The 22663-nt window shown below is 63.8% G+C and carries 19 protein-coding genes; 15 read left to right on the forward strand and 4 right to left on the reverse strand.

Going from position 1 to position 22663, the window contains the following annotated elements:
• The 9 genes from BB029_RS23650 (at position 1) to BB029_RS23690 (ending at position 11053) form a co-directional block, all read left to right on the forward strand.
• The gene (locus BB029_RS23650; protein WP_065940995.1) at positions 1–852 is read left to right on the forward strand and encodes an ABC transporter ATP-binding protein; all 852 of its coding nucleotides are present in this window, start codon (positions 1–3) and stop codon (positions 850–852) included.
• Positions 853–864: 12 nt separating this feature from the next.
• A complete protein-coding gene (locus tag BB029_RS23655) occupies positions 865–1713 on the forward strand; it encodes an ABC transporter permease (protein ID WP_065940996.1) in 849 nt (282 codons plus the stop codon).
• Positions 1714–1772: 59 nt separating this feature from the next.
• Positions 1773–2693, forward strand: a complete 921-nt coding sequence (locus BB029_RS23660; RefSeq protein ID WP_027608061.1) for a LysR family transcriptional regulator — start codon at positions 1773–1775, stop codon at positions 2691–2693.
• A gap of 235 nt (positions 2694–2928) precedes the next feature.
• Positions 2929–4464, forward strand: a complete 1536-nt coding sequence (locus BB029_RS23665) for an MFS transporter (protein ID WP_065940997.1) — start codon at positions 2929–2931, stop codon at positions 4462–4464.
• A 15-nt stretch (positions 4465–4479) separates the two neighbouring features.
• Entirely contained in the window at positions 4480–5538 is a 1059-nt protein-coding gene (locus BB029_RS23670) for an HlyD family secretion protein (protein WP_065940998.1), read from the forward strand.
• Positions 5535–6980, forward strand: coding sequence for an efflux transporter outer membrane subunit (locus BB029_RS23675; RefSeq protein ID WP_065940999.1), 1446 nt, complete (start codon positions 5535–5537; stop codon positions 6978–6980). The genes BB029_RS23670 and BB029_RS23675 overlap by 4 nt, the downstream gene beginning before the upstream one ends.
• A gap of 73 nt (positions 6981–7053) precedes the next feature.
• Entirely contained in the window at positions 7054–7563 is a 510-nt protein-coding gene (locus BB029_RS23680) for a sigma-70 family RNA polymerase sigma factor (protein ID WP_027608065.1), read from the forward strand.
• The gene (locus BB029_RS23685; RefSeq protein WP_065941000.1) at positions 7560–8510 is read left to right on the forward strand and encodes a FecR domain-containing protein; all 951 of its coding nucleotides are present in this window, start codon (positions 7560–7562) and stop codon (positions 8508–8510) included. The genes BB029_RS23680 and BB029_RS23685 overlap by 4 nt, the downstream gene beginning before the upstream one ends.
• A 92-nt stretch (positions 8511–8602) precedes the next feature.
• Complete coding sequence (locus BB029_RS23690) at positions 8603–11053, forward strand: TonB-dependent siderophore receptor (protein WP_065941001.1); 2451 nt, start codon at positions 8603–8605, stop codon at positions 11051–11053.
• Between the two features lie 105 nt (positions 11054–11158).
• Here BB029_RS23690 and BB029_RS23695 read toward each other — a convergent pair whose 3' ends face one another.
• Both BB029_RS23695 and BB029_RS23700 read right to left on the reverse strand, forming a co-directional pair.
• On the reverse strand, positions 11159–11863 hold the full coding sequence (locus BB029_RS23695; RefSeq protein ID WP_065941002.1) for a DUF3142 domain-containing protein: 705 nt from the start codon (positions 11861–11863) through the stop codon (positions 11159–11161).
• The gene (locus tag BB029_RS23700; protein ID WP_065941003.1) at positions 11860–14022 is read right to left on the reverse strand and encodes an outer membrane assembly lipoprotein YfiO; all 2163 of its coding nucleotides are present in this window, start codon (positions 14020–14022) and stop codon (positions 11860–11862) included. Before BB029_RS23700 ends, BB029_RS23695 begins: the two co-directional genes overlap by 4 nt.
• A gap of 205 nt (positions 14023–14227) precedes the next feature.
• On the opposite strand from BB029_RS23700, the gene BB029_RS23705 reads away from it, so the two are divergent.
• Genes BB029_RS23705 through BB029_RS23720 form a run of 4 tightly spaced genes read left to right on the forward strand, consistent with a single transcriptional unit; the run spans position 14228 to position 18885 of the window.
• Positions 14228–14959 carry an efflux RND transporter periplasmic adaptor subunit gene (locus tag BB029_RS23705; protein WP_371914634.1) on the forward strand — a complete coding sequence of 244 codons (732 nt, stop codon included), beginning with the start codon at positions 14228–14230 and terminating at the stop codon, positions 14957–14959.
• On the forward strand, positions 14956–16278 hold the full coding sequence (locus BB029_RS23710; protein WP_065941005.1) for an efflux RND transporter periplasmic adaptor subunit: 1323 nt from the start codon (positions 14956–14958) through the stop codon (positions 16276–16278). The genes BB029_RS23705 and BB029_RS23710 overlap by 4 nt, the downstream gene beginning before the upstream one ends.
• Positions 16278–18374, forward strand: a complete 2097-nt coding sequence (locus BB029_RS23715; protein WP_065941006.1) for an efflux RND transporter periplasmic adaptor subunit — start codon at positions 16278–16280, stop codon at positions 18372–18374. Before BB029_RS23710 ends, BB029_RS23715 begins: the two co-directional genes overlap by 1 nt.
• A 16-nt stretch (positions 18375–18390) precedes the next feature.
• Positions 18391–18885: a GNAT family N-acetyltransferase gene (locus BB029_RS23720; protein ID WP_065941007.1), complete on the forward strand. Its 495-nt coding sequence runs from the start codon at positions 18391–18393 to the stop codon at positions 18883–18885.
• Here BB029_RS23720 and BB029_RS23725 read toward each other — a convergent pair.
• Together BB029_RS23725 and BB029_RS23730 are read right to left on the reverse strand one after the other, a co-directional pair.
• Positions 18878–19189 (reverse strand): hypothetical protein, encoded by a 312-nt coding sequence (locus BB029_RS23725; protein ID WP_065941008.1) that lies wholly within the window; start codon positions 19187–19189, stop codon positions 18878–18880. The genes BB029_RS23720 and BB029_RS23725 overlap by 8 nt on opposite strands.
• A gap of 58 nt (positions 19190–19247) precedes the next feature.
• A complete protein-coding gene (locus BB029_RS23730; RefSeq protein ID WP_065941009.1) occupies positions 19248–19838 on the reverse strand; it encodes a phage tail protein in 591 nt (196 codons plus the stop codon).
• 216 nt (positions 19839–20054) lie between these two features.
• Here BB029_RS23730 and BB029_RS23735 point away from each other — a divergent pair, with 216 nt between their 5' ends.
• Positions 20055–21635 carry a glycosyltransferase family 39 protein gene (locus tag BB029_RS23735; RefSeq protein ID WP_065941010.1) on the forward strand — a complete coding sequence of 527 codons (1581 nt, stop codon included), beginning with the start codon at positions 20055–20057 and terminating at the stop codon, positions 21633–21635.
• A gap of 149 nt (positions 21636–21784) precedes the next feature.
• Complete coding sequence (locus tag BB029_RS23740) at positions 21785–22630, forward strand: sulfotransferase (RefSeq protein WP_083236473.1); 846 nt, start codon at positions 21785–21787, stop codon at positions 22628–22630.
• Positions 22631–22663: the final 33 nt, after the last annotated feature.

Below are 22663 nucleotides of genomic sequence, written 5' to 3' on the forward strand. Positions count from 1 at the left end.
ATGAACGCGCCCTTGCAAGGCCACACGGCCAGCAACCTGCACACCCCCTTGCCATTGCTGGCAGTGGATAACGTCAGCCTGGAATACCGCACCCCCGAGCGCGTGGTGCGCGCCACTCACCAGGTCAGTTTCGAAATCGACCCGGCTGATCGCTACGTGTTGCTCGGCCCCTCGGGTTGCGGCAAATCCACGCTGCTAAAGTCCATTGCCGGGTTTATCAAGCCCTGCGAAGGCGAGATCCGCCTGCTGGGGCAAAAGGTCGAACAGCCGGGCCCGGACCGCATCGTGGTGTTCCAGGAATTCGACCAGCTGCCGCCGTGGAAAACCGTCAAGCAGAACGTGATGTTTCCGCTGCTGGCGTCGAAGACCTTACCGCGGCGCGAAGCCGAAGAACGGGCGCTGCACTACCTCGACAAAGTCGGCCTCAGCGCCTTTGCCGACGCTTACCCGCACACGCTGTCCGGCGGTATGAAAGCCCGCGTGGCCATCGCCCGCGCCCTGGCCATGCAGCCGAAAATCCTGCTGATGGACGAACCCTTCGCCGCCCTCGACGCCCTGACCCGGCGCAAGATGCAGGAAGAATTGCTGCTGCTCTGGGAAGAGGTGCGCTTCACCCTGCTGTTCGTCACCCACTCCATTGAAGAAGCGCTGGTGGTGGGCAATCGCATCCTGTTGCTGTCGCCGCATCCGGGGCGTGTGCGCGCGGAAATCCACAGCCATCAATACGACCTGCACAGCCTCGGTGGCGTGGAGTTTCAGGCGTCGGCGCGGCGGATTCATCGCCTGTTGTTCGATGAAGCGCCCGAGGCCGAACGTGAGTTGGGTTTCGCCGACATCCGCATCGCTTACTAAGGGGACAACCCAATGCGCCAGGAATACGAAATCAACCTTGAGCCGCTGCTCAGCGTCCCCGTGGAGCGCGAATTGCCCCTGCGCCAACGCCTGTGGCAGCAAGGCTGGCTGCGCAAGGGCCTGATCCTGATCGTGCTCGCGATCCTTTGGGAAGCCGTCGCGCGCTACCAGAACAACGACCTGCTGCTGCCGAGTTTCCTGCAGACCTTTCACGCGCTCTATGACGGCCTGCTCAGTGGCGAACTGCTGGGCAAGGTGAGCATCTCGCTGGTGGTACTGATCAAGGGCTACCTGATCGGTATCGTGCTGGCGTTTGCCCTGACCACCCTCGCGGTGTCGACGCAACTGGGTCGTGACCTGCTGAGCACCCTGACCTCGATGTTCAACCCGCTGCCGGCCATCGCCTTATTGCCGCTGGCGCTGCTGTGGTTCGGCCTGGGCCAGAACAGCCTGATTTTCGTGCTGGTGCATTCGGTGTTGTGGGCGCTGGCGCTCAACACCTATTCCGGGTTTCTCGGCGTGTCCGAAACCCTGCGCATGGCCGGTCGCAACTATGGCCTCAAGGGCATGCGTTTCGTGTTGTTCATCCTGATCCCGGCGGCACTGCCGTCGATCCTCGCCGGGCTGAAAATCGGCTGGGCCTTCGCCTGGCGCACCCTGATCGCCGCCGAGCTGGTATTCGGTGCGACCAGCGGCAAGGGCGGCCTGGGCTGGTACATCTTCCAGAACCGCAACGAGCTGTACACCGACAAGGTATTCGCCGGGTTGGCGGTGGTGATCCTGATCGGCCTGCTGGTGGAAAACCTGGTGTTCGACACCTTCGAGCGGCTCACCGTGAAACGGTGGGGCATGCAGCGCTGATGCACCCAGCCTGCTACGATTGCGGCCAGCTCACTCCCGACTGATCACGAGTGCTTGGCATGCAACTACCCGACATGAACCTGTTGGTCGCCCTCGACGCCCTGCTCGACGAGGGCAGCGTAGTGGGCGCCGCGCGGCGGATGAACCTCAGCCCGGCAGCCATGAGCCGTACCCTCACACGTATTCGCGAAGCGGTAGGCGACCCGATCCTGGTGCGCGCCGGTCGCGGCCTGGTGCCGACGCCCAAGGCCTTGCAGCTGCAAGGCCAGGTGCGCAACGTGGTGGAGCAGGCCGCGCTGTTGTTTCGCTCGGCGGATCAGGTTGACCTGAGCACCCTGCGCCGTCGCTTCAGCGTGCGCGCCAATGACTTTTTCATCGGTGTGTATGGCGGTCGGCTGTTCGACACAATGGAGCGCATGGCGCCCCTGTGCGAGCTGTGTTTCGTGCCTGAAGGCGACACCGATGATGAAGCCCTGCGCGAAGGGCGGCTGGACCTGCGCGTGAGTAACACCATGCCGGTCACTCCGGAAGTGAAGGTGCAGAACCTGTTTTCCACCACCTTCGTGGGCCTCGCGCGGGAGGACCATCCATTGTTTGACGACGAGATCACCGCCGCGCGCTTCGCCAGCTATTCCCATATCAGTATCTCGCGGCGTGGCATCGCCCGTGGGCCGATCGACACCGCGTTGAATGCCCAGGGCCTGGAGCGGCGGGTGGCGATGATCGCCCCGGGGTTTCACGGTGCGATGTTCATGTTGCCCGATTCCGACCTGATTCTGCCGGTGCCCAAGGAAGCCCTGTTGAGCGCCAACCGCTTGAAGCTGCCACTGCGCGCGTTTGCGCTGCCGATCTCGCTGCCGACGTTGGTATTGGCTCAATCCTGGCACCCGCGCTTCGACAAAGACCCGGCTCATAAGTGGCTGCGCGAAACCATGCGCGAAAGTTGCCACGCCACCTGGCTGGAAGCCCAACCCACCTGATCTACAAGCCATGCACGGTAAAAATGTGGGAGGGGGCTTGCTCCCGATTGCGGTGGATTAGATAGAAAATCTGGGTCTGGCACACAGCAATCGGGAGCAAGCCCCCTCCCACAAGGGTTCTATAGTGAATCCAGGATTGCGCCTGGCGCACTTATACCCTGCCAACATGTAACTTTTTGTCATGGATGTGCCTGATTAAACTGCTCGGGTATTTCTAATTCCGAGCTGCCTGTTCATGACTTCCCTCGCTGCCCCCACCCTTGCGGCCGCAGCCAGACCCACCGCCATCACCCCGCCTGTATTTGGCCCGCGCATCATCATCGGCCTGGTCGGCGTGTTGCTCGCGGTGCTGGTGTCCGGCCTCAACGAGATGGTCACCAAGGTGGCCCTCGCGGATATTCGCGGCGCGCTGTACATCGGCTTTGACGAAGGCACCTGGCTGGTGGCCGCGTACACGGCCACCTCCGTGTCGGCAATGGCCTTCGCGCCCTGGTGTTCGGTGACGTTTTCCCTGCGGCGCTTCACCCTGTGCGCCATTGGCCTGTTCACCGTGCTCGGGATCCTGTGCCCGTTTGCGCCGAACTACCAAAGCCTGCTGCTGCTGCGTACCGTCCAGGGCCTGGCGGGCGGTGCCTTGCCGCCGATGCTGATGACCGTGGCGCTGCGCTTCCTGCCGGCCAACGTCAAGCTGTATGGCCTGGCCGGCTATGCACTCACCGCCACCTTCGGGCCGAGCCTCGGCACGCCATTGGCTGCGCTGTGGACCGAGTATGTCGGCTGGCAGTGGGCGTTCTGGCAGATCGTCGGGCCGTGTCTGTTGGCCATGGCCGCCGTGGCCTACGGTTTGCCGCAAGACCCGCTGCGCCTGGAGCGCTTCAAGCAATTCAATTGGCGCGGCCTGCTACTCGGGTTTCCGGCGATCTGCATGCTGGTGATCGGCATTCTGCAGGGCAATCGCCTGGACTGGTTCGAGTCGGGCCTGATCACCTTCCTGCTATGCGGCGGCAGTGTGCTGCTGGTGCTGTTCATGCTCAATGAATGGTCGCACCCGATGCCGTTTTTCAAATTGCAGATGCTAGGCCTGCGCAACCTGGCGTTTGCCCTGATCGTGCTGGCAGGCGTGCTGATGGTGCTGACCTCGGTGATCATCATCCCCTCGAGTTTCCTCGCCCAGGTCCAGGGTTATCGCCCATTGCAAACCGCGCCGGTGATGCTGCTGATGGCGCTGCCGCAATTGATCGCGCTGCCGCTGGTGGCGGCGTTGTGCAACCTGCGCTGGGTCGATTGCCGCTGGGTTTTGGGGATCGGGCTGGGGATGTTGGTGCTGTGTTGCGTGGGCAGCGCGCACCTGACCTCGGCGTGGATTCGCGATGATTTCTACGGCCTGTACCTGCTGCAAATCTTCGGGCAGCCCATGGCGGTGTTGCCGCTGCTGATGCTCTCCACCGGCAGCATTCAACCGGCGGATGGGCCGTTCGCTTCGGCCTGGTTCAACACCGTCAAAGGCCTGGCCGCCGTGATTGCCACCGGCGTGCTGGATGCGCTGACCACCCAGCGCCTGCACTTTCACTCGACCATGCTGGTGGACCGCCTGGGTAACTCGCCCCTGGCCGACGGCGATGCGCCGGGCCTGGCCCACCGCCTGCACGAGCAGGCCGTGGTGCTGACTTCTTCGGATCTTTATTACGTCATGGCCGCTGTAGCGGTGGCGTTGATCCTGCTGATTTTCTGGATGCCCACGCGGATTTTTCCGCCTCGCGCACCGACCTAGCCACAAGGACTTCCCATGAAACGCAAAGACAAAATCGCCGTCTCCGTTATCGCCGTGTTTGCTGTCGGGGTGCTGGTGTACCTGGTCGCGCCCGGCCTGTTGGGCAACAAGCGCCAGGCTACCAACGACGCCTTCGTCGCCGCCGATTTCACCCTGGTGGCGCCACGTGTGGCGGGCTTTATCAAGGAAGTGCTGGTGGAAGACAACCAGCGCGTCAAGGCCGGGCAACTGCTGGCGCTGATTGACGACCGCGATTTTCGCGCCGCCGCCCAGGCTGCCGACGCCGACACCCTGGTCGCCCAGGCCCAGCTGAAAAACGCCACCGCGACCCTGGAGCGCCAAACCTCGGTGATCGCCCAGGCCCAGGCCACCGTGGCGGCAGACCGCGCCGAAGTGGCCTTCGCCGAACATGAACTGAACCGCTACAACCACCTCGCCGGCGTGGGTGCGGGTACCGTGCAGAACGCCCAGCAAGCCAAGACCCGCATCGACCAGGCCAACGCGCGCCTGGCTAACGCCACGGCGGTGTTGGCGGCCGAGCGCAAGCAGGTGGAAATCCTCACGGCCCAGCGCGATGCCGCCGAAGGTGGACTCAAGCGTGCCCAGGCCGCGTTGGAAATGGCCAGCTATCAGCTGTCCTACACGCGCATCGTCGCGCCGGTGGATGGCATGGTTGGTGAGCGCGCGGTGCGGGTCGGTGCCTATGTGACCCCAGGCAGCAAGATCCTCGCGGTGGTGCCGTTGGCCGAGGCCTACGTGGTCGCCAACTTCCAGGAAACCCAGCTGTCCCATATGCACGCCGGCCAGGCCGTGCAGGTGCGGGTCGACAGCCTCGACGGGGAGTTGCTCAACGGCCACCTGGAGAGCCTCGCACCCGCCACGGGTGTGACCTTCGCATCGGTCAAGCCGGACAACGCGACCGGCAACTTCACCAAGGTGGTGCAGCGTATCCCGGTGAAGATCGTCCTCGAACCCAACCAACCGCTGACCGAGCGCCTGCGGGTCGGCATGTCGGTCGAGGCCAGCGTCGACACCCAGCCGGTCGCGCCGCAGCGTGAGGTGGCCCAGCAATGAGACACCTTGCCTGGCTCACCCTGAGCGTTATCAGCCTGAGCGCCTGCACCGTCGGCCCGGACTTTCAGCGCCCGCACACGCCGCAAGCTACGCGGTGGAGCGAACCTCAAGGGCGACAAGCCGCCAGCCGAGCAGTGAGTGATCCGCTGCAAGAGCGCTGGTGGGACGTGTTCCACGACGAGCAACTGTCGGCCCTCACGCGCCGCGCGCTGACCGATAACCTCGACCTGAAACTGGCCAGCAGCCGCCTGCAACAAAGCCGCGCGGTGCGCCAGGTGACCACCGCCGAGCGTTATCCCACTGTCGACGCCACGGGCGCCTACCAGCGTAAACGCAACAGCGGCAAAGGCTTGAACGACCCCTCCGGCGAAAACGGGCGTTCCGCGTTCAACCAGTGGGACGCGGGCTTCTCGGCGTCCTGGGAGCTGGACTTCTGGGGGCGGGTCAAACGCGAAACCGAAGCCGCCGACGCCACCCTGCAAGTGGCGGAAAACGACCGCCGCGCCGTGTTGTTATCGGTGCTGGCCGAGACCGCCCAGGACTACATCCAGCTGCGTGGCGTACAGAACACCCGCGCGGTGACCGAGCAAAACCTCGACGTCGCCCGCCACAGCCTCAAGCTCTCGCAACTGCGCCTGGCTGACGGCGTGGCCACCGACTTGGACGTCGCCGAAGCCGCCGCCCAGGTCGCCGCCATCGAAGCGCGCCTGCCGGATCTGCAGCAACGCCAGGACCAGTTGATCAACGCCCTCAGCCTGTTGATGGGCGAGCCACCCCAGGCCCTGCACGCGCAATTGTCCAAGGACGCCGCCGTACCGCAGACCCAACGCCAGGTCGCCATTGGCCTGCCGTCGGAACTCGCCGAACGCCGCCCCGACATCCGCCAGGCCGAGGCGCGCCTGCACGCCGCCACCGCCAGCATCGGCGTGGCCAAGGGCGATTTTTACCCGCGCATCACCTTGTCCGGCAGCCTCGGTTCCCAGGCCATGCAACTGTCGGATTTCGGCTCCTGGGGCTCCCGCGCGTTTGCCTTCGGCCCGCAAGTGAGCCTGCCACTGTTCAACGGCGGCCGCCTGCAAGGCATGCTGGACCTGCGCGAAGCCCAGCAACAGGAAGCGGCCCTGGCCTACCAGCACACCGTGCTGCGAGCCTGGCATGAAATCGACGACCAACTGACCCGCTACAACGCCAGCCAACTGCGTCGCGACAGCCTCGCCGAAGCCGTGCGCCAGAACCAGATCGCCCTGACCACCGCGCAGCACCAATACGTTGAAGGCGTGGTGGATTTCGTCAACGTGCTCACCGTGCAGAGCGCGCTGCTGGCCACGCAGGAGCAGTGGGTGGAGAGTTCCACCGGCGTGTCGTTGGCCATGGTCGGCCTGTACAAGGCGTTGGGCGGGGGGTGGGAATCGGTGTATCCGCTGCAAACCGCCGAGCGCTGAACCACAAAGAGTTTTGCCAGCCGCGAAACAAGGTGTAATGATAATTGCTCTCAATAATGCATCTGAGCTTTTCATGGACACCGCGACTGACGGCCAGCAACAGCTTCACCTCCTGTACCGCGACCATCACGGCTGGCTGCAAGGCTGGCTGCGCAAGCGCCTGGGCGACCGCGAACACGCCGCCGATGTGGCGCAGGACACCTTCCTGCGCCTGCTGGTCTCCGGTCGCTACCCCGGTGACAAGGAAAGCCGCAGCTACCTGGTGCAGATCGCGCGCAACCTGGTGATCGACCAATGGCGCCGCCTGCGTATCGAGCGCGCCTACCTGGAAAGCATCGCGCACCTGCCCGAGCCCGAGTCGCCGAGCTTGGAAACCCGTGCGCTGATCCTCGAAACCCTGATGCAGATCGACGCCATGCTCGACCGCATGCCCGACAACGTACGCCGCGCGTTCCTGCTCTCGCAGTTCGAAGGCCTGAGCTACGCGCAGATCGCCGAGCGCCTGGGCGTCACGGTCAGTTCGGTGCAGAAGTACATGACCCGCGCGATCGTCGCCTGCTACCAGGTGGCGTACGCAGAATGAGGCCCGACGCCCCCATCGCCCCGGCCATTGTCGAGCAAGCCAGCGAATGGCTGATGCTGCACTGGAGTGGCGAGCTGCAAGACGAGCAACGCCTGGCGTTTGTGCAATGGCAGGCGGCGGATCCGGAACACCGTCGCGCCTGGCAACGTCTGCAGCACCTGCAACAAACCCTTGGCAGCGTGCCCGTGGACAGCGCCCGTGCGGTGTTGCGCGACACCCCGGACACCCAGCGCCGCGCCGCGTTGAAACTGCTCGGCCTGCTGCTGGTGGCGGGTGGCAGCGGCTACCTGGTGCAGCGCAGCGAACCCTGGCAGGCAGCCTTTGCCGACTACCGCACCACCACCGGCGAGATTCGCCACATGACCCTCAGCGACGGCACGCGCCTGGACCTCAACAGCGACAGTGCAGTGGACCTGCGTTTCAGCGCCAGCGAGCGGCGCATTCGCCTGATCCGTGGCGAGATCCTGTTGACCAGCGATCACGACCCGGTGCGCCCTTTGATCGTCGAAACCCCGGCCGGTGACGTGCAGGCGCTGGGCACCCGTTTTGCCGTGTGCGAACTGCCCGATGGCAGCCGCGTCGACCTGTATGAAGGCCGCGTGCGGGTCACCCCGTTGCAGGGCCCGGCGGTGCAGATGAATGCCGGCGACAGCCTGTGGTTCAACTCGCGCCAAAGCTCGGCGTTGCCTGCGGTAAGTGCCAATGCCAGCAGTTGGACCGCGCATCGGCTGATCGCCGAGCGCCAGCCATTGGGCGAGTTTGTCGCGCAACTGAGCCGCTATCGTCCAGGCCTGTTGCGTTGTGATCAGGCGGTGTCTGGCCTGCTGCTGACGGGGGTGTTCCCGTTGAACGATACCGACGCGATCCTCGCGGCCCTGGAGCGTTCGCTACCGGTGCAGGTGCAGTCGGTGACGCGCTACTGGGTGACCATCAAGGCACGGGCCTGAAAATTTTTTTATCGATGCTTGTCGGTTTGCGCGCCCCGTTCGGGATACCTCTTGAAAGCCAATCAAGAAGCGTTCTCACGGGGAGTCCTGCAATGCCGCACCACCCAATCCAACCCTTGGCCCGCGCCTTGCGCCGTGGCCTGTTTGTCAGCCTGCTGGCGACGGTGCCGCTGCTGCCGACCCAGGTGCATGCCGAAGACAGCACCGAAGCGCTGCGTGCCTACAACATTCCGGCGGGCAGTCTCGATCAGGCCTTGAACCAGTTCGCTAGCGCGTCGGGCATCTTGTTGTCGGTCGATGCCTCCCTTACCCAAGGCAAGCGCACCACAGGCCTGCAGGGAAGTTATGGCGTCGGGTCCGGTCTGGAGCGGCTGCTGGCGGGCAGCGGCCTGGTGGCGGTGCAGGCCCAGGGCGGTTGGTCGTTGCAGGCGATGCCATCCGCCGGGCCGTTGCAGCTCGGCGCGACTCAGATCAGCGCCCAGCAGGCCGAGGAAAGCGCCTGGGGCCCGGTGGACGGCCTTGTCGCCACGCGCAGTGCGTCCGGCAGCAAGACCGATTCGGCATTGGTGGAAATCCCCCAGACCATCAACGTGATCACCGCCGCCGAGATCAAGGCTCGCGGCGCCCAGAGCGTCACCCAGGCGTTGCTCTACACCCCAGGCATGACCGCCGGTGGCTTTGCCGACCGGGTCAAGTTGTTCGACGAACCCACCTCGCGCGGCTTCACCCCCACGCCCTTGTACCTTGACGGTTTGCACCTGCCCTACGGCGGCGGCAGCACGGGTGGAGCGCTGCAGATCGAGCCCTACTCCCTGGAGCGCATCGAAGTGCTCAAGGGCCCGGCCTCAGTGCTGTACGGGCAGAACCAGCCGGGCGGTATCGTCAATATGGTCAGCAAGCGCCCCAGCGAAACCCCGGTGCACCAGGTGGTGCTGGAAGCGGGCACCTACGAGCACAAGAGTGCGGCCATCGACCTCAGCGGCCCGCTGGATGAACAGGGGCAATTCCTCTACCGCCTCACCGGCCTGGCCAACGACGGACAGGACGAGATCAACTACGTCGAGAACAAACGCCAGTTCATTGCCCCCAGCCTCACCTGGCGCCCCAACGACGACACCCGTGTGACGCTGTTCGCCCAATACCAGAAGGACAAGGGCGTGCCCGAGGCCCAAGGGTTGCCGGCGTCCGGCACCTTGTGGGCCAACCCCAACGGCAAGATCAAGCGCGATGTGTTTATCGGCGAGCCCGGCGTCAACCAGTACAACCGCGAGCAGTACGTGCTGGGCTACGAGATTTCCCATCGCCTCAACGATACCTGGACCCTCAAGCAGAACGCGCGCTACGCCGAAGTGGACGACCGCTACACCGCACCGCTGCACGGCTACCGCTTCGTCGCCAACCCGGCCACCGGTGTGCAGGACCAACGCTACCTGCAGCGCTTCGGCGTGGACTGGGCGCAGAACAACAAAGTGTTTGGCGTGGACAGCATCGCCCAGGCCGAATTCGACACCGGTGCGCTGTCCCATACGGTGATCGTCGGCCTGGATTACTACCACTCCGGCTCGCTGTTCCATGGCCTGTATGACCGCAACCCGCCAGTGATCGACCTGTTCAAGCCGGTCTACGGCCAGCGCCTGAATTTCGGCCAACCGTACCGCTGGGACCGCACCCTGAGCCAGACCGGCCTGTATGTGCAGGACCAGATCAAACTGGATAAGTGGGCCCTGGTGCTCGGTGGGCGTTATGACTGGGCCAGCGTGGTGAACAAGGAGCCGCTGCAAGGCACCCGCTTTGCCAGCAAGGACGAGGCCTTCACCGGCCGTGCGGGCCTGGTGTACCTGTTCGATAACGGCCTGGCGCCTTTTGTCAGCTATTCCGAATCGTTCCTGCCGCTGACCGGCACCGACGCCCAGCGCAAACCGTTCGACCCCTCCACCGGCAAGCAATACGAAGTGGGCATGAAGTACCAGCCGCCGGGCCAGAAGAGTTTCGTGCAGGTCGCGGTCTACCAGCTCGACCAGGAAAACGTGCTCACCACCAACCCCAACGACACCTTCAGTACTCAGAGCGGCGCCATGCGTTCCCGCGGCGTAGAGCTGGAAGCCAAGGCCGCCCTCAGCGACGCCTGGGAGATCATCGCTTCGGCTGCGCGCAACGACATCAAGTACACCAAGGACGAAGAAGGTCGCCAAGGCCGCCACCCCGCTGGTATCTCGCCGCTCACGGCGTCGATGTGGGTCAACTACACCGTACTGGGCGACACCCCGCTCGCCGGCCTCGGTGCCGGCCTGGGCGTACGCTACGCGCGCCAAAGCCTGGGCGACTATTACGAAGGCGCGTTCAGCGTGCCGTCGTACAGCGTCTACGACGCCAGCCTGAACTACGACCTGGGCGCCTCGCCGCTCAAGCTCAAGGGCGTGAAACTGGCGATGAACGTGCAGAACCTCACCAACAAGACCTATGTCTCGCAGTGCACCAGCGACCTGGATTGTTACTACGGGGAAGGGCGTACGGTGGTGTCCAGCCTGACCTATGACTGGTAACCACCTTCCAATGTAGGAGCGAGCTTGCTCGCGAAAAACGTTAACGATGACGCGGGTCTTTCTGAATGCTCGCGGCAATCTCAGGTTTTCGCGAGCAAGCATCCATCAAGGATTGCGTAAAAACACCACATACCCCCGAAACCACTCACTCCCCTGCAAATACCCCGGCTCCTCCCACTCTCCACCCTGAATCAAACCGATCTTGAACGGCAGCCCCATCCGGTTCATCCGTGGCAGATACGCCGCGTAATCCGGGATGCTCTGGCGGCCCTGATAGGTCTGCACCACCACCTCATCCACCACGCCTTTGAGCTGGCTGATGGCGGTGGGGTCGGCGTTGCTGCTCCAGTCCATCAGGCCGGTGATGCTCAGTTTCAGATCGGCCGGCAGGCGCTGGCGCAGGTCGCGCAGGAAGTCGGCGTATTCGTGCAGGTATTGGGTGCGGGCGTCGAAGTCGATCTGGATGCCGACCACCGGGTTGCCTGCGTCGCGCCAGCGTTGTACCTGGCCGAGCAGTTGGGTGTAGACCTGTTCGGGCCAGTGCAGGGTGTGGGCGCGGTAGACCACCCAGACGTCGCCGCGGGTGAGGCGCGGTACGCTGATGCCTTGGGCGATCAGTTGCACACCGCGCTGGGGCGCGCGGCGGGTGGCGTTGATCTGGCCCTGGAGGATGTACAGGGTCTTGGCCTGCTTGAGTACCGGCTGTGGCGTGACGCCGCTCCACAGCCAGAAGGCGTCGTAGTCGCGGGCATCGACGGCACCGAATGCCGGGCTTGCCAGCAACAGCATGCCCAGCCACAGGTGTTTCACCAGTAGTACTGCAGCGATTTGCCCCACTGGGTGTCGGCGAAACCACTTTTCAGTTGGCGGAACCAGGCTTTGCGCACGGCAGGTTCGACGTCCTTGCCGCCGCAGCTGTTGTAGCCGGCCGGCGCGTAGCAGTTGATAGCGCGGAACAAGGCGTAGGCCTTGTCGTTTTTCGGCGCCTTGGCGTTGCCGATGACCTGTTGGTAACCGTCGAGCCGCGAGAAGGTTTCACCCTTGAAGTCCGAGGCGGTGCTGCCCAGGCTGCCGGCGGCGCGGGCCTGCTCCAGGGGCATGCCGTCCAGGCCGTTGCGCAGGATAAATTCGCCGAAGCAGTTCAGGGCCTGGGGGTTCTTCGCGTCGGTCTGCAAGGTCGCTGCGGTTTGCGCGATGCTCGGGCAGGCGTAGCCGGATTCGGCCTTGTCGCCGTTCCACTGGAACAGCTTAAGCGTCTGGCTGGCGCTGTAGACATAACCCAGACTGGTGCCCAGTTTGTCCTCGGGGGCCTGGGCCGGCAGTTGCTTGAGGTCCTCGGCGAAGGTGGCGAACTGGCCGCGCAGCAAGTCTTTGTAGAGCAGCACGAATTGCGCGGTCTGGCGTTCCAGCGGATCGCTGGCCTGGGCGATCTGTTGGCGCAGCAGTTCAGGCCCGGCAACGTTGCGCAGCAGGATGTAGCGCACCTGCTTGGCACTGATCGGCGAATCGGCGGCGAATACCTTGGCCAACTGGCCGCTGCGCTCGTAGTTCATGGCCAGGGCCAATTCCAGCTGGTCGCGTTGCAGCGGCAGTTTTGCCAGCGGCAACAGTTGCAGCCACAGCGCTTCGGCGCCTTTCCAGTCCTGCTTGGCTTCCAGGGCCAGTGCGCGCAGGGTCTGTTGGCTGAAGGCGAAGTAGTTGAGGCTTGCCGGCACGTTTTGCGGCAACTGCTTCAGGGCAGCATCCGGTTGATGCTCGATGTACAGCGCACACACGGCCAGCAAGTACTCATAGAGCTCCGGCTCGCTGGCGAACGCGGCTTTTTGCTTCTCGAGGTCTGCGCGGCTGAGGGCCGGCTGGTTGCCGCCGCGCATCACCATCAGGTCGCTGACGAGCTGGATCATCGGGGTCTTGACCGTATCGCTGTTGACCATCAACAGCTTGAGGTCAGCTTCTTCTACCAGCTCATCCTCAGACACGTTGCGCTGCTCGTCGGTGGCCGTCAGTGCCCAGGCGAACGCGTCGGCGAGCTGGGTGTTGTCGTCGGCCAGCCAGTACACCCGGCGCAGCAGGCCGTGGGCCGAAGCCGCATATTCGCCCTGTGGATAAGTTTTCAGGTAGGCCTTGAAACCCTGCTCGGCCGTGGCCAATGCGGGCTTATCCACACGGTCCAGGTGCGGTACGCCATCTTCGTCATAAGTGTCGGCCTGGGCCTGGTTGAGCGCTGTGCGGGCGGTCATGTACAGCGCGGTTTCCTTCAGCCACGGCGACTGTGCACTGCCGACGCCAGCAAAGCCTTGCGCGGCCTCGGCGAAGCGGCCGCTGTAGAAATCGGCGGCGGCTTGCAGGTAGGTGCGAAACAGTTGGCCGTCGGCTGACTGGATCTGCTGCGCCTCGGCGATCACCGGGCCATCCCAGGTGCAGGTGGTGAGCAGTTGCAGCCGCGCCTTCGCCAGCAGCGCGCGCTCGGCCGCCGGCATGTCGGCCTTGACCACTTGGCGGATAAACGCCGTGGCGCTGTCATCGTCGTTGCTGCGGCAGCGGCTGCCTTCGCCATTGAGGAAGGCTTCGCCGGCGGTTTTGTACGCCTCGCGCTTGATGCCCAGGGGCGTCAGCAGGGTGTCCAGCTCAGCGGTAGGCGAATCGTCCGAGTCGGGCTCGGTCTCTGCACTGGAGGCAGCGGCCAGGCGATACACCGGGAACGGCACCGGGCCGAAACCCTGGGCCAGGTCATCTTCGCTCAACACCTTGGGCGCCAACGGCGCGGCCTTTTTGTCCGCCAGCAACAGGCGCAGGTTGGCCCGGCTGTCATTGCCCGGGCTCAGGAACGGCACGTTGTTGCAAGGGTCGAGGCTGTCACGCGAGACACGCCAATCGGGGTAGCACGAATCGTCGGAACTGGCCTGGGCCTGCTGGGAAATACCGGCCAGCAGGGCCAGTGCCAGGGGGGAGAGAAAACCGATGCGCATGACGTGTCCTTGATCCTGGGTCCTTGGAGGGCGGCAATCATAGCTTGATCTGACAATCGCGTCGGTGAAGCCCTACACAAATCGTAGATTTGTCCGATTGAGGGTAGTGGCAATTTAATCTTGCTGCCCTAGACTGCGCTCATCGTTAGGGAGAACTTTGTGTATGAAGCAGTGGCATGGATGGATATTGAGTTTTTCCTGCCTGATGGCTGCGGCGCCGATGGTAATGGCTGACGACCCATTACTGGATCATCCGCCTGCGGCGAACGTCAGCAACGACAGTGAGGCGCGCGGCGTATTGCGTGCCCGCGACCAGGCGATGCTGGCCAGCGAATTATCCGGGCGCATCGTCGACCTGCCGTTCAGCGAAGGCGAATCCTTCAAGAAGGGCGACACCCTGGCGCGTTTTGATTGTTCGGCCTACCAGGCCCAGCTCAACGCCGCATCGGCGGCCAGCCGAGGTGCCGGTGAAGAGCTGGCCCATAACAAGCAATTGGCTGCACTGAATTCCGTCGGGCGTTTCGAAGTGGCCCGCGCCGAAGCCAAACTCACCGAAACCCAGGCCCAGTCCCAGGTCTACCAGGTGCAGGTCAAGCGCTGCAGCGTGCTGGCGCCGTATGACGGCCAGGTGGTGCAGCGCAAGGTCCAGCGCTATGAAAGCGTGTCGGCCGGTGCGCCGCTGCTGGAAATCGTCGATAACCGCAGTCTGGAAATCCACCTGCTGGTGCCGTCGCGCTGGATGGGCAAGCTCAAGCCCGGGCAGACCTTCAGTTTCACCCCCGACGAAACCGGCCAAGCGTTCAGCGCCACGGTCAAACGCCTCGGTGCGCGCATTGATGAAGGCAGCCAGACGCTGCTGCTGGTAGCGAGCATGCCCAAGGCCGAGGGTTTGCTGGCCGGCATGAGTGGCACCGCGCATTTCGAGGCACTTAAGTGAATGCGCCCATGACGGGTAGCGCCGAGCGTTTCTTTGCCCAGTTCCTTGATCTTGAACGCCTTACCCGCGCCGCTCGCACTCTTGATCAACTGGCCTACAGCCTGGTGAACGATGGGCAGGCGCTGTTCGGCTTTCGCCATGCTGCGCTGTTGATCGCCGGCAAAGTGCGTGCGGTGACCGGGGTGAGCATGGTCGAGCCGAATGCGCCGTTTGTGGCGTTTGTCGAGCATGCCGTAGCCGAAGCGTTCAAGCAGGGGCGGTCTGCACCTGCGACCGTGCTGCCGATAGAGGCTTTCAGTACGGCAGTGCGTGAGGACTGGCAAAGCCTGTCGGCGCCCCACGTGTTCTGGCTGCCATTGCTCGATCATCACGGCGAGGTGTTCGGCGGCGTCTGGCTGGCTCGCGATACGCCCTGGAGCCCACCGGAGCAGGTGTTGCTTGCGCAATTGGGCGATACCTATAGCCACGCCTGGCTGGCCTTGCAGCCCCGACGCCCGTGGCGCCTGCGGTTTAACCGCAAGCGCCAGTTACTGCTGGCGGCGGCGGTCGTGCTGGGGCTGTTGATTCCGGTGCGTCAGTCAGTGCTGGCACCGGCGCAAGTGGTGCCGCTGGGGGGGCGGGTGGTCGCTGCACCGCTGGATGGGGTGATTGCCGAGTTTCTGGTCAAGCCCAACCAGGCGGTGAAAAGTGGCGATCTGCTGGTGCGCTTTGAAAGCACCACCCTCAAGGCCCAGGCCGATGTGGCCCAGCGTGCGCTGGGGGTGGCGGAAGCCGAATTGAAGGCCAGCGCGCAACGGGCGTTCGCCGATGCCGAGTCCAATTCGAAAATCGATTTGCTCGCCGCCCGCGTCGAGCAAAAGCGCGCCGAACGCAACTATGCCGAACAGTTGCTCAAGCGCAGCGAAGTGCGCGCTGAGCGCGATGGCATCGCAGTGTTCGCCGATGCCGAGCGCTGGACCGGCAAGCCGATCCAGACCGGCGAGCGGCTGATGGATATTGCCGACCCTGCTCAGGCCGAACTGCGCATCGAGTTGGCTGTGGGTGACGCCATCGCCCTGGCGACGGACGCCGAGGTGGCGCTATTTCTCGACAGTGACCCGCTGCAACGCTATGCCGCTCGGGTCGAGCGCGTCGCCTATGAAGCGCAGCCGACGCCGTCCGGGCAGTTGGCCTATCGGGTCGACGCAGCCTTCAACGAATCGCCCCCACCGCGCATCGGCCTGCGCGGTACCGCCAAGCTGTTTGGCCAGCGCGCGCCGTTGGCCCTGTACCTGCTGCGTCGCCCCTTGGCCGGGCTGCGCCAAAGCGTGGGCCTTTAATGGGGTTGCCCGGCCTGCGCGAAGACCTGCAGCTGACCGCTGCTGCCCCGGCCCTGGACGGCTCGCCACGCTGGACCCTGGCCGACCCGCTGCGCGGCCGCTACTTCAAGTTGGGCGCCCAGGCCATGCGCCTGCTGCGTCATTGGGCGCTGGGGGATGCGGCCCAAGTGCTGCACGCGGCTAACCGCGAGCCGGGCTTGAAGTTGGGTGAGACAGAGCTCGAAGAGTTGCTGGCGTTTCTGCGCGCCCATGACCTGATCGCCGCGCTGGACCCGCAGCAGCGCGCCAGCTACGTCTTGAAGTCCGCCGCATCACGCCAGAGTCTGTGGCAAAAAGCGTTGCACCAATACCTGTTTTTCCGCATTCCCCTGTGGCGCCCCGACGCCTTCCTCAATCGTGCCTGGCCGTGGCTGCAGCGATTTGGCCCGCGCTTGTTGCGCTACGGGTTGCCGGCGACGCTCGGGCTCGGTGTGTTTCTGGTGTCCCGTGACTGGGAGCGGTTCCTGGCGACCTTTCCCCATCTGTTCAGCCTCGGCGGTGCCCTCGCGTTTGGTGTGGCGTTGTTCTTCGCCAAGCTGTGCCATGAATTCGGCCATGCGTTCATGGCCAAGCGCGCGGGGTGTCGGGTGCAGAGCATGGGCGTGGCGTTCATGGTGCTGTTGCCGTTGTTCTACACCGATGTGAGTGATGCCTGGCGGGTCAACGATCGCAAGGCGAGGCTGCTGATCGGTGCCGGTGGGGTCATGGCCGAATTGCTGCTGGCCTGCATCGCCTTGCTGGCCTGGTCGTTGCTGCCGGACGGGCCGGCGCGCACCGCCGCATTCATGCTCGCCAGCGCGACGTGGATCACCACGCTGGTGGTCAACCTCAACCCATTCATGCGTTTTGATGGTTATTTTCTGATCAGCGATCTATGGGAGGTCGACAACCTGCAAGGACGCGCCTTCGCCCTGTGTCGCTGGCGTCTGCGCGAGGCCTTGTTCGGCTACGGCGAACCCGCGCCGGAGGCGTGGTCGCCCGCCATGCGCCGGCGCCTGTTGTGGTGGGGCTATTTGTCGTGGCTATGGCGCGCCGCATTGTTTTTCGGGATCGCGCTGGCGGTCTACCACTTGTTCTTCAAGCTGCTGGGGATCTTTCTGATGGTGGTGGAGTTGGGTTGGTTTATTGTCCTGCCGATTCTCAAGGAAGGTCGTGAATGGTGGAGCCGGCGCGAGCAGGCGCATACCCCGCGTGTGCTGGTGACGGGCCTGGGGCTGCTGGCGCTGTTGTTGCTGGTGGCGGTGCCGTGGCGCAGCAGCGTGGAGGTGCCGGCGATGCTTGAGGCGGCGCGGGTCACGGCGTTGCATGCACCGGTGGCGTCGCGGGTCAAGCAGGTGAATGTGGTCGATGGCCAAACCGTGGAGCGGGGCGCGGTGCTGGTGGAACTGGAGTCGCCGGACATTGATTCGCGGCTGCTGATCGTGCGCCGCGAAATCGACATCCTGCAATTACAGATGCGCCGCCAGGCCGGACGCAGCGAAACGGCGGCAGATGTCGGCATTCTGGAGCAACGCCTGGCCGAAGCCGTCGCCGAATACCGCGGCTTGCAGGCCCGGCGTGAGCGCCTGCTGCTGCGCGCGCCCGAGGCTGGGCAGGTGCGTGACCTGATGCCGCAGTTGGTGGCAGGCCGCTGGGTGTCGACCCGCGACCCGCTGGCGCGCATTGTCGAAGGCGGCACACGCCTGCGCGGTTACCTGGCTGAGGCGGACCTGTGGCGCGTGGCGCCGGGTGCCAGCGGGCGGTTTATCGCCGACGACCCGATGCGCCCGGCGTGGCCGGTGGAACTGTTGGACGTGGATGCCAACGGCGTGGCCGTCCTCGACCAGGAAGCCCTGACTTCGGACCAGCACGGGCCGATTGCCGTACGCCGTGACGAGAGCCGTCGACCGGAGCCGGTGCAGGCGCAGTATGGCGCGCGCCTGAAACTGCTCGACGACGCGCCGGCGCCCCCCCATCCACTGCGCGGTGTGGTGGTTTTGCAGGGGCGCAGTGAATCATTGCTGGGGACGGCCTGGCGGCGCATGGCGGCGTTGGGTGTACGCGAAAGTGGTTTTTGATCCAAGGAGATGATCAATGCTGGACAGTTCGTCGTGCGCAGGTTTATCCATGCGCCCTTCACGGCCCACCGATGCGCCGTTTTTGCACAACCTGTACCGCAGCGCACGGCCGGAGTTGCAGTGGGTCGATGCCGACCCCGAAGTGATCGAGCAGATTGTCGCCCAGCAGTATCAGGTTCAGGAACAGGGGATCGCCGAGCGTTTTCCGGGAGCGATGCACTACGTGGTGGAGAAACTCGACACCCCGATCGGCGTGTTGACGGCGGACTTCGGTGCGAATGAAGTGCGCGTGCTCTACCTGGCATTTGTCCCCGCTGCGCGCGGCCAGGGTTTTGGCCGCGCAGTGCTGCAAGGCGTGCAAAAAGCCGCCGCCCAAGTGCGCTGTCCGGTGGCGACGGTGGTGTGGGCCAGCAACCCCGGTGCGCGCCAGCATTACCTGGCGCTGGGGTTTCGCGTCGAGGAATCCGTGCCGGGGGCCGAGCGGCTGGTGTGGTACCCGGGGCTCAGTTGAACACAATGTTGAAATAGCCAAGGTTCGGGTCGCGGCCCATGGCCGGCTCCCGTGAGACAAAAATGGCTTCAACGGTGCCCAGTTGCGGTAACGCAAGGGCGCACAGCCCATCGACGAAATCCGTGGGCGCAAGGCTGCGCAGCGTAACGTTGAAGGGCGTGCGGGGGTTGTCCGGCAGGCGCGATTGCGGGCGCAGGTCGACGGCCTCGATGTGCACGTGCAGTACTCGGCCATCGGGCAGTTGCAGCGGGCAGGACTGGTTGATCAGGGGCTGGAAGTGTTCGTTGCAGACCTGTTGCAGCATGGGGCGTCTCCGATAGTTGCGGCGGGCACCGGGGTGTTTGCCCCGGTGTTGGAGCGGTTTACGGGCGGGGCGGGAAAATCCCTGTCAGGGCGATGCTGAAATTCAGCGCGAGGTAGGGTGCCATTGTTGGCAACGGCTGGTTGCCGCCTGGAACCGTCAGGTTGCCGCCCAAGGTGCTGCTGGCGCCTTTGAGGGCGACGGGTGCGCTGCCGGGTTTGTCGGAGTAGATCGCCGCCGAGCCTGGGCCCCCCGTGCTGGAGGCGCCGATGTAGGCATTGGTGCTGGTTGGTGTGGTGGCGGCGGCACTGGGTTCGTTGGCCAGGTTGATGGTGGTGGTGACCGTCAGGCCGGTGGTGGGGATCAGTTGGGTCGGAAGGTTGCCGCTCAGGATGCTCGACTTTTCGGTGCCGCCGACTTCACCGATGACCCGTGGCGTCAGGCCGCCGCCATTGCCCATGTGGATCGGTGCACGGCCTTGCAGGTTGGGTAGGGCAAAAGTGTTCTGGCCGTCACCGCCATAGACCGTGCCCAACAAGGCAAACAGTGCGCTGTTTTGCGCGATCGATACCAACTGGCCGTTGCAATAGGCCCATCCCTGGGGGGCGTAGTTGAAAGCGAACATCTGAACCGTACCGAGAAAAACTTCCATGAAAACCTCTCCTGCCAAGTGTCGGATGAGATACGCCGCGCGATGCAAACCTGGCGCACCGCCCCACAGCCTAGACGCGGGTTCGCACTTCGTCCGCTTTTTGGCCTCGCTGTGGTGTAGGGGTGGGATTACACCGGCCGCTGGGCCTGCTTTCGGCCTACAATCAGCGCGTTCGAGCACCCAGCCGGGTGCTGCTGTCGATTCCAGAGGGTGGTAATGGGCGTTCCGAGTCGTGATGAAACAATGAGCACTTGTCAGCCTGTTCCACCTGCACGCTCTCTTTTCCAATTGCTTCGCGAACCCTGGTTACTGCCGCTCCTGGCGCTGGCCCTGGGGGTGCGCTGCTATGAGTTGACGGCGGCGGCGATCTGGGGCGATGAAGGCTCCAGCCTTTTGCTGGCCCATTACGCGTTGCCCGGCATCTGGTTCCATGCGGCCCACGATGTGCACCCGCCGCTGTATTTCATGCTGCTGCACGGCTGGATCGCGGTGTTTGGCGACTCCATCCTGTCGCTCCGCCTGCTCAGCGCATTGCCGGGGGTGGTCGCGGTGTTTCTCGGCACCTGGCTGGTGCACCTGATCGCCACGCGCCGGGCCACGTTGCTGGCCTGCCTGCTGCTGGCCCTGCTGCCCACGGCGGTGCGCTACAGCCAGGAAATCCGCATGTACTCGTTGCTGGGTGTCTGGCTGTTGGGGGCGACCCTCGCGCTGGTGTATTGGGTGAAGGCGCCGCAGCGTTCGCGTTACCTGGTGCTCTACGCGTTGCTGATGACGGCGGCGTTCTACACCCATTATTTCGCGGCCTTGTGTGTGCTTGCCCACTGGTTGTATGTGGCGCTGCTCGGGCCCGTGCCTGGTGCACGCCAGCGTTTTATCGGCCGTCACGACTGGTGGCTGGCCAACGTCGCGATTGTGCTGCTGTTTGCGCCCTGGCTGCCCGGGCTGATCGACCTGGTACTGCACATGGACGAGCTGAAGGCCGGCAACGATGTGGGGTGGGAGTTGCCGGTCACCTGGCGTTCACTGCCGTCGATGGTCTGGCAGCTGTTGGCGCTGGATGATGGAGAAACCATGCCGGCGTGGCTGTTACTCACGTTGCCGACTGTGGTTACGGCGGTACTCGGTTATGTGCTGTGGAACGACCGCAGCCGCTACCGCTTCGCCACGCTGGTAGTGATCTATTGCACCTTGCCGGTGCTGCTGGTGTTTGCGATATCGTTTATTTCGCCGGTGTTTATCGACCGCTATTTGACCGCGCCGGCCCTGGGTTTGCCGATTGTCCTGGCGTTGGCCATCGACCGCCTGGCCCTGCGCCACAGAACCTTGGCGGCGGTGCTGCTGGCCGTGGTACTGGGCGCTTCGGTCGTGGGGCTGAAGAACAACTACACGGTCGACCCCGATGATCAATTCAGCAACATGGTCGACTATATGAACCAGCACACCGTGGCCGGTGACCAGGTAGTCCTGGGGGATATGTTCTGGTACCTCACCTGGGGTTATTACGATAAAAGCGCAACCGCACCCCGTCTCTACACCCCGCCGGCGGCCAATGGTGCGTCAACCCGGCCCAATGCCTACGGCTTCGGTACCTTGATCGAGCCCGACGCCGGGGTTTATCTGGACGACTTGAACGATCTTCCCATTGGCAACGGCCGGGTATGGCTGGTGATGAGCCGGGTAGCCCCTGACGAATTCCCCTCGATTCCGAAGAACTGGCGAGCCATTGACCAGCATGCAGGGGGTGATACACAGGCAGTTTTATATGAGGTTTGTCATCTGACCTGTGTGGGGCCCTGAGGCGCAATAGGTGTCATTCGTCGGATATATCGCATAGCCCCGAAAACAAAGGGCATTCATGCCGAATTAAACCAGTTGATGGCAAAGTAATATTGGTCTGAAATGATTTCTTACGCTACGCTTTGTCCTACAAAGGACTGCCAGTAAGGGTGAAAGGATTGAGCCGTTTTCACTTCATTTCCGGGTTGCCGCGTTCGGGTTCGACCCTGTTGTCCGCCATTCTTTTACAGAATCCGCGTTTTCATGCGGGCATGACCAGCCCTGTCGGTGCGCTGTTTGCCGGTGTACTTGGCCAGTGCAGTGCCGGCAGTGAGTTTGGCGCGGTCATCAACACGGATGTACGTCGCCGCCTGCTGGGCGGTTTGTTCGACGCCTATTACGCCGACCAGGTCGACAAGTCCGTGGTGTTCGACACCAATCGGCAGTGGTCCGCTCGTCTCCCGGCTATTCGCGACTTGTTTCCCCAGGCCAAGGTCATCGCTTGTGTGCGCAATGTCGCCTGGGTCATGGACAGCATCGAGCGTCTGTACCGCGCCAATCCTTTCGAGAACACCAAGCTGTTCAATGATGACGGTGAGCGCAACACCGTCTACAGCCGGGTCGAAACCTTGGCCCAGCGTAATCGCCTGGTGGGGTTTGCCTGGGCGGCGCTCAAGGAAGCCTATTACGGCGAACAGGCCGACTCTTTGCTGATTATAGACTACGACCTGCTGAGCCAGGCGCCTGAGCGTGTACTGCGCCTGGTCTACGAGTTCATCGGCGAGCCCTGGTTCGAGCACGACTTCGACAACCTCGCCTATGACGCCCCGGCCTTCGATGAAGCCCTGGGCGTGGCCGGGCTGCATAAGGTCAAGCGCAAGGTGGCCTTTGAGACACGCACCACGATTTTGCCGCCGGACTTGTTCGAACAGTATTCCAAGCTGTCGTTCTGGCTGGATGGTGCCTCCAGCGCCGCCAATGTGATTCGTATCAAAAACAACCCTGCGAGTCATTGACCGCGGTTTTTTCCTGAGTTTCAGACGTTCGAT

The sequence above is a fragment of the Pseudomonas sp. S3E12 genome (genome assembly GCF_001702295.1).
In the GTDB taxonomy this organism is placed as follows: domain Bacteria; phylum Pseudomonadota; class Gammaproteobacteria; order Pseudomonadales; family Pseudomonadaceae; genus Aquipseudomonas; species Aquipseudomonas marginalis.

Coding starts and splice junctions, on each gene's coding strand:
- BB029_RS23690 (WP_065941001.1), top strand. CDS start 8,603: ATGCCGCACCACCCAATCCAACCCTTGGCCCGCGCCTTGCGCCGTGGC.
- BB029_RS23735 (WP_065941010.1), top strand. CDS start 20,055: ATGGGCGTTCCGAGTCGTGATGAAACAATGAGCACTTGTCAGCCTGTT.
- BB029_RS23660 (WP_027608061.1), top strand. CDS start 1,773: ATGCAACTACCCGACATGAACCTGTTGGTCGCCCTCGACGCCCTGCTC.
- BB029_RS23730 (WP_065941009.1), bottom strand. CDS start 19,838: ATGGAAGTTTTTCTCGGTACGGTTCAGATGTTCGCTTTCAACTACGCC.
- BB029_RS23675 (WP_065940999.1), top strand. CDS start 5,535: ATGAGACACCTTGCCTGGCTCACCCTGAGCGTTATCAGCCTGAGCGCC.
- BB029_RS23665 (WP_065940997.1), top strand. CDS start 2,929: ATGACTTCCCTCGCTGCCCCCACCCTTGCGGCCGCAGCCAGACCCACC.
- BB029_RS23720 (WP_065941007.1), top strand. CDS start 18,391: ATGCTGGACAGTTCGTCGTGCGCAGGTTTATCCATGCGCCCTTCACGG.
- BB029_RS23705 (WP_371914634.1), top strand. CDS start 14,228: ATGGCTGCGGCGCCGATGGTAATGGCTGACGACCCATTACTGGATCAT.
- BB029_RS23655 (WP_065940996.1), top strand. CDS start 865: ATGCGCCAGGAATACGAAATCAACCTTGAGCCGCTGCTCAGCGTCCCC.
- BB029_RS23650 (WP_065940995.1), top strand. CDS start 1: ATGAACGCGCCCTTGCAAGGCCACACGGCCAGCAACCTGCACACCCCC.
- BB029_RS23700 (WP_065941003.1), bottom strand. CDS start 14,022: ATGCGCATCGGTTTTCTCTCCCCCCTGGCACTGGCCCTGCTGGCCGGT.
- BB029_RS23670 (WP_065940998.1), top strand. CDS start 4,480: ATGAAACGCAAAGACAAAATCGCCGTCTCCGTTATCGCCGTGTTTGCT.
- BB029_RS23685 (WP_065941000.1), top strand. CDS start 7,560: ATGAGGCCCGACGCCCCCATCGCCCCGGCCATTGTCGAGCAAGCCAGC.
- BB029_RS23680 (WP_027608065.1), top strand. CDS start 7,054: ATGGACACCGCGACTGACGGCCAGCAACAGCTTCACCTCCTGTACCGC.
- BB029_RS23715 (WP_065941006.1), top strand. CDS start 16,278: ATGGGGTTGCCCGGCCTGCGCGAAGACCTGCAGCTGACCGCTGCTGCC.
- BB029_RS23725 (WP_065941008.1), bottom strand. CDS start 19,189: ATGCTGCAACAGGTCTGCAACGAACACTTCCAGCCCCTGATCAACCAG.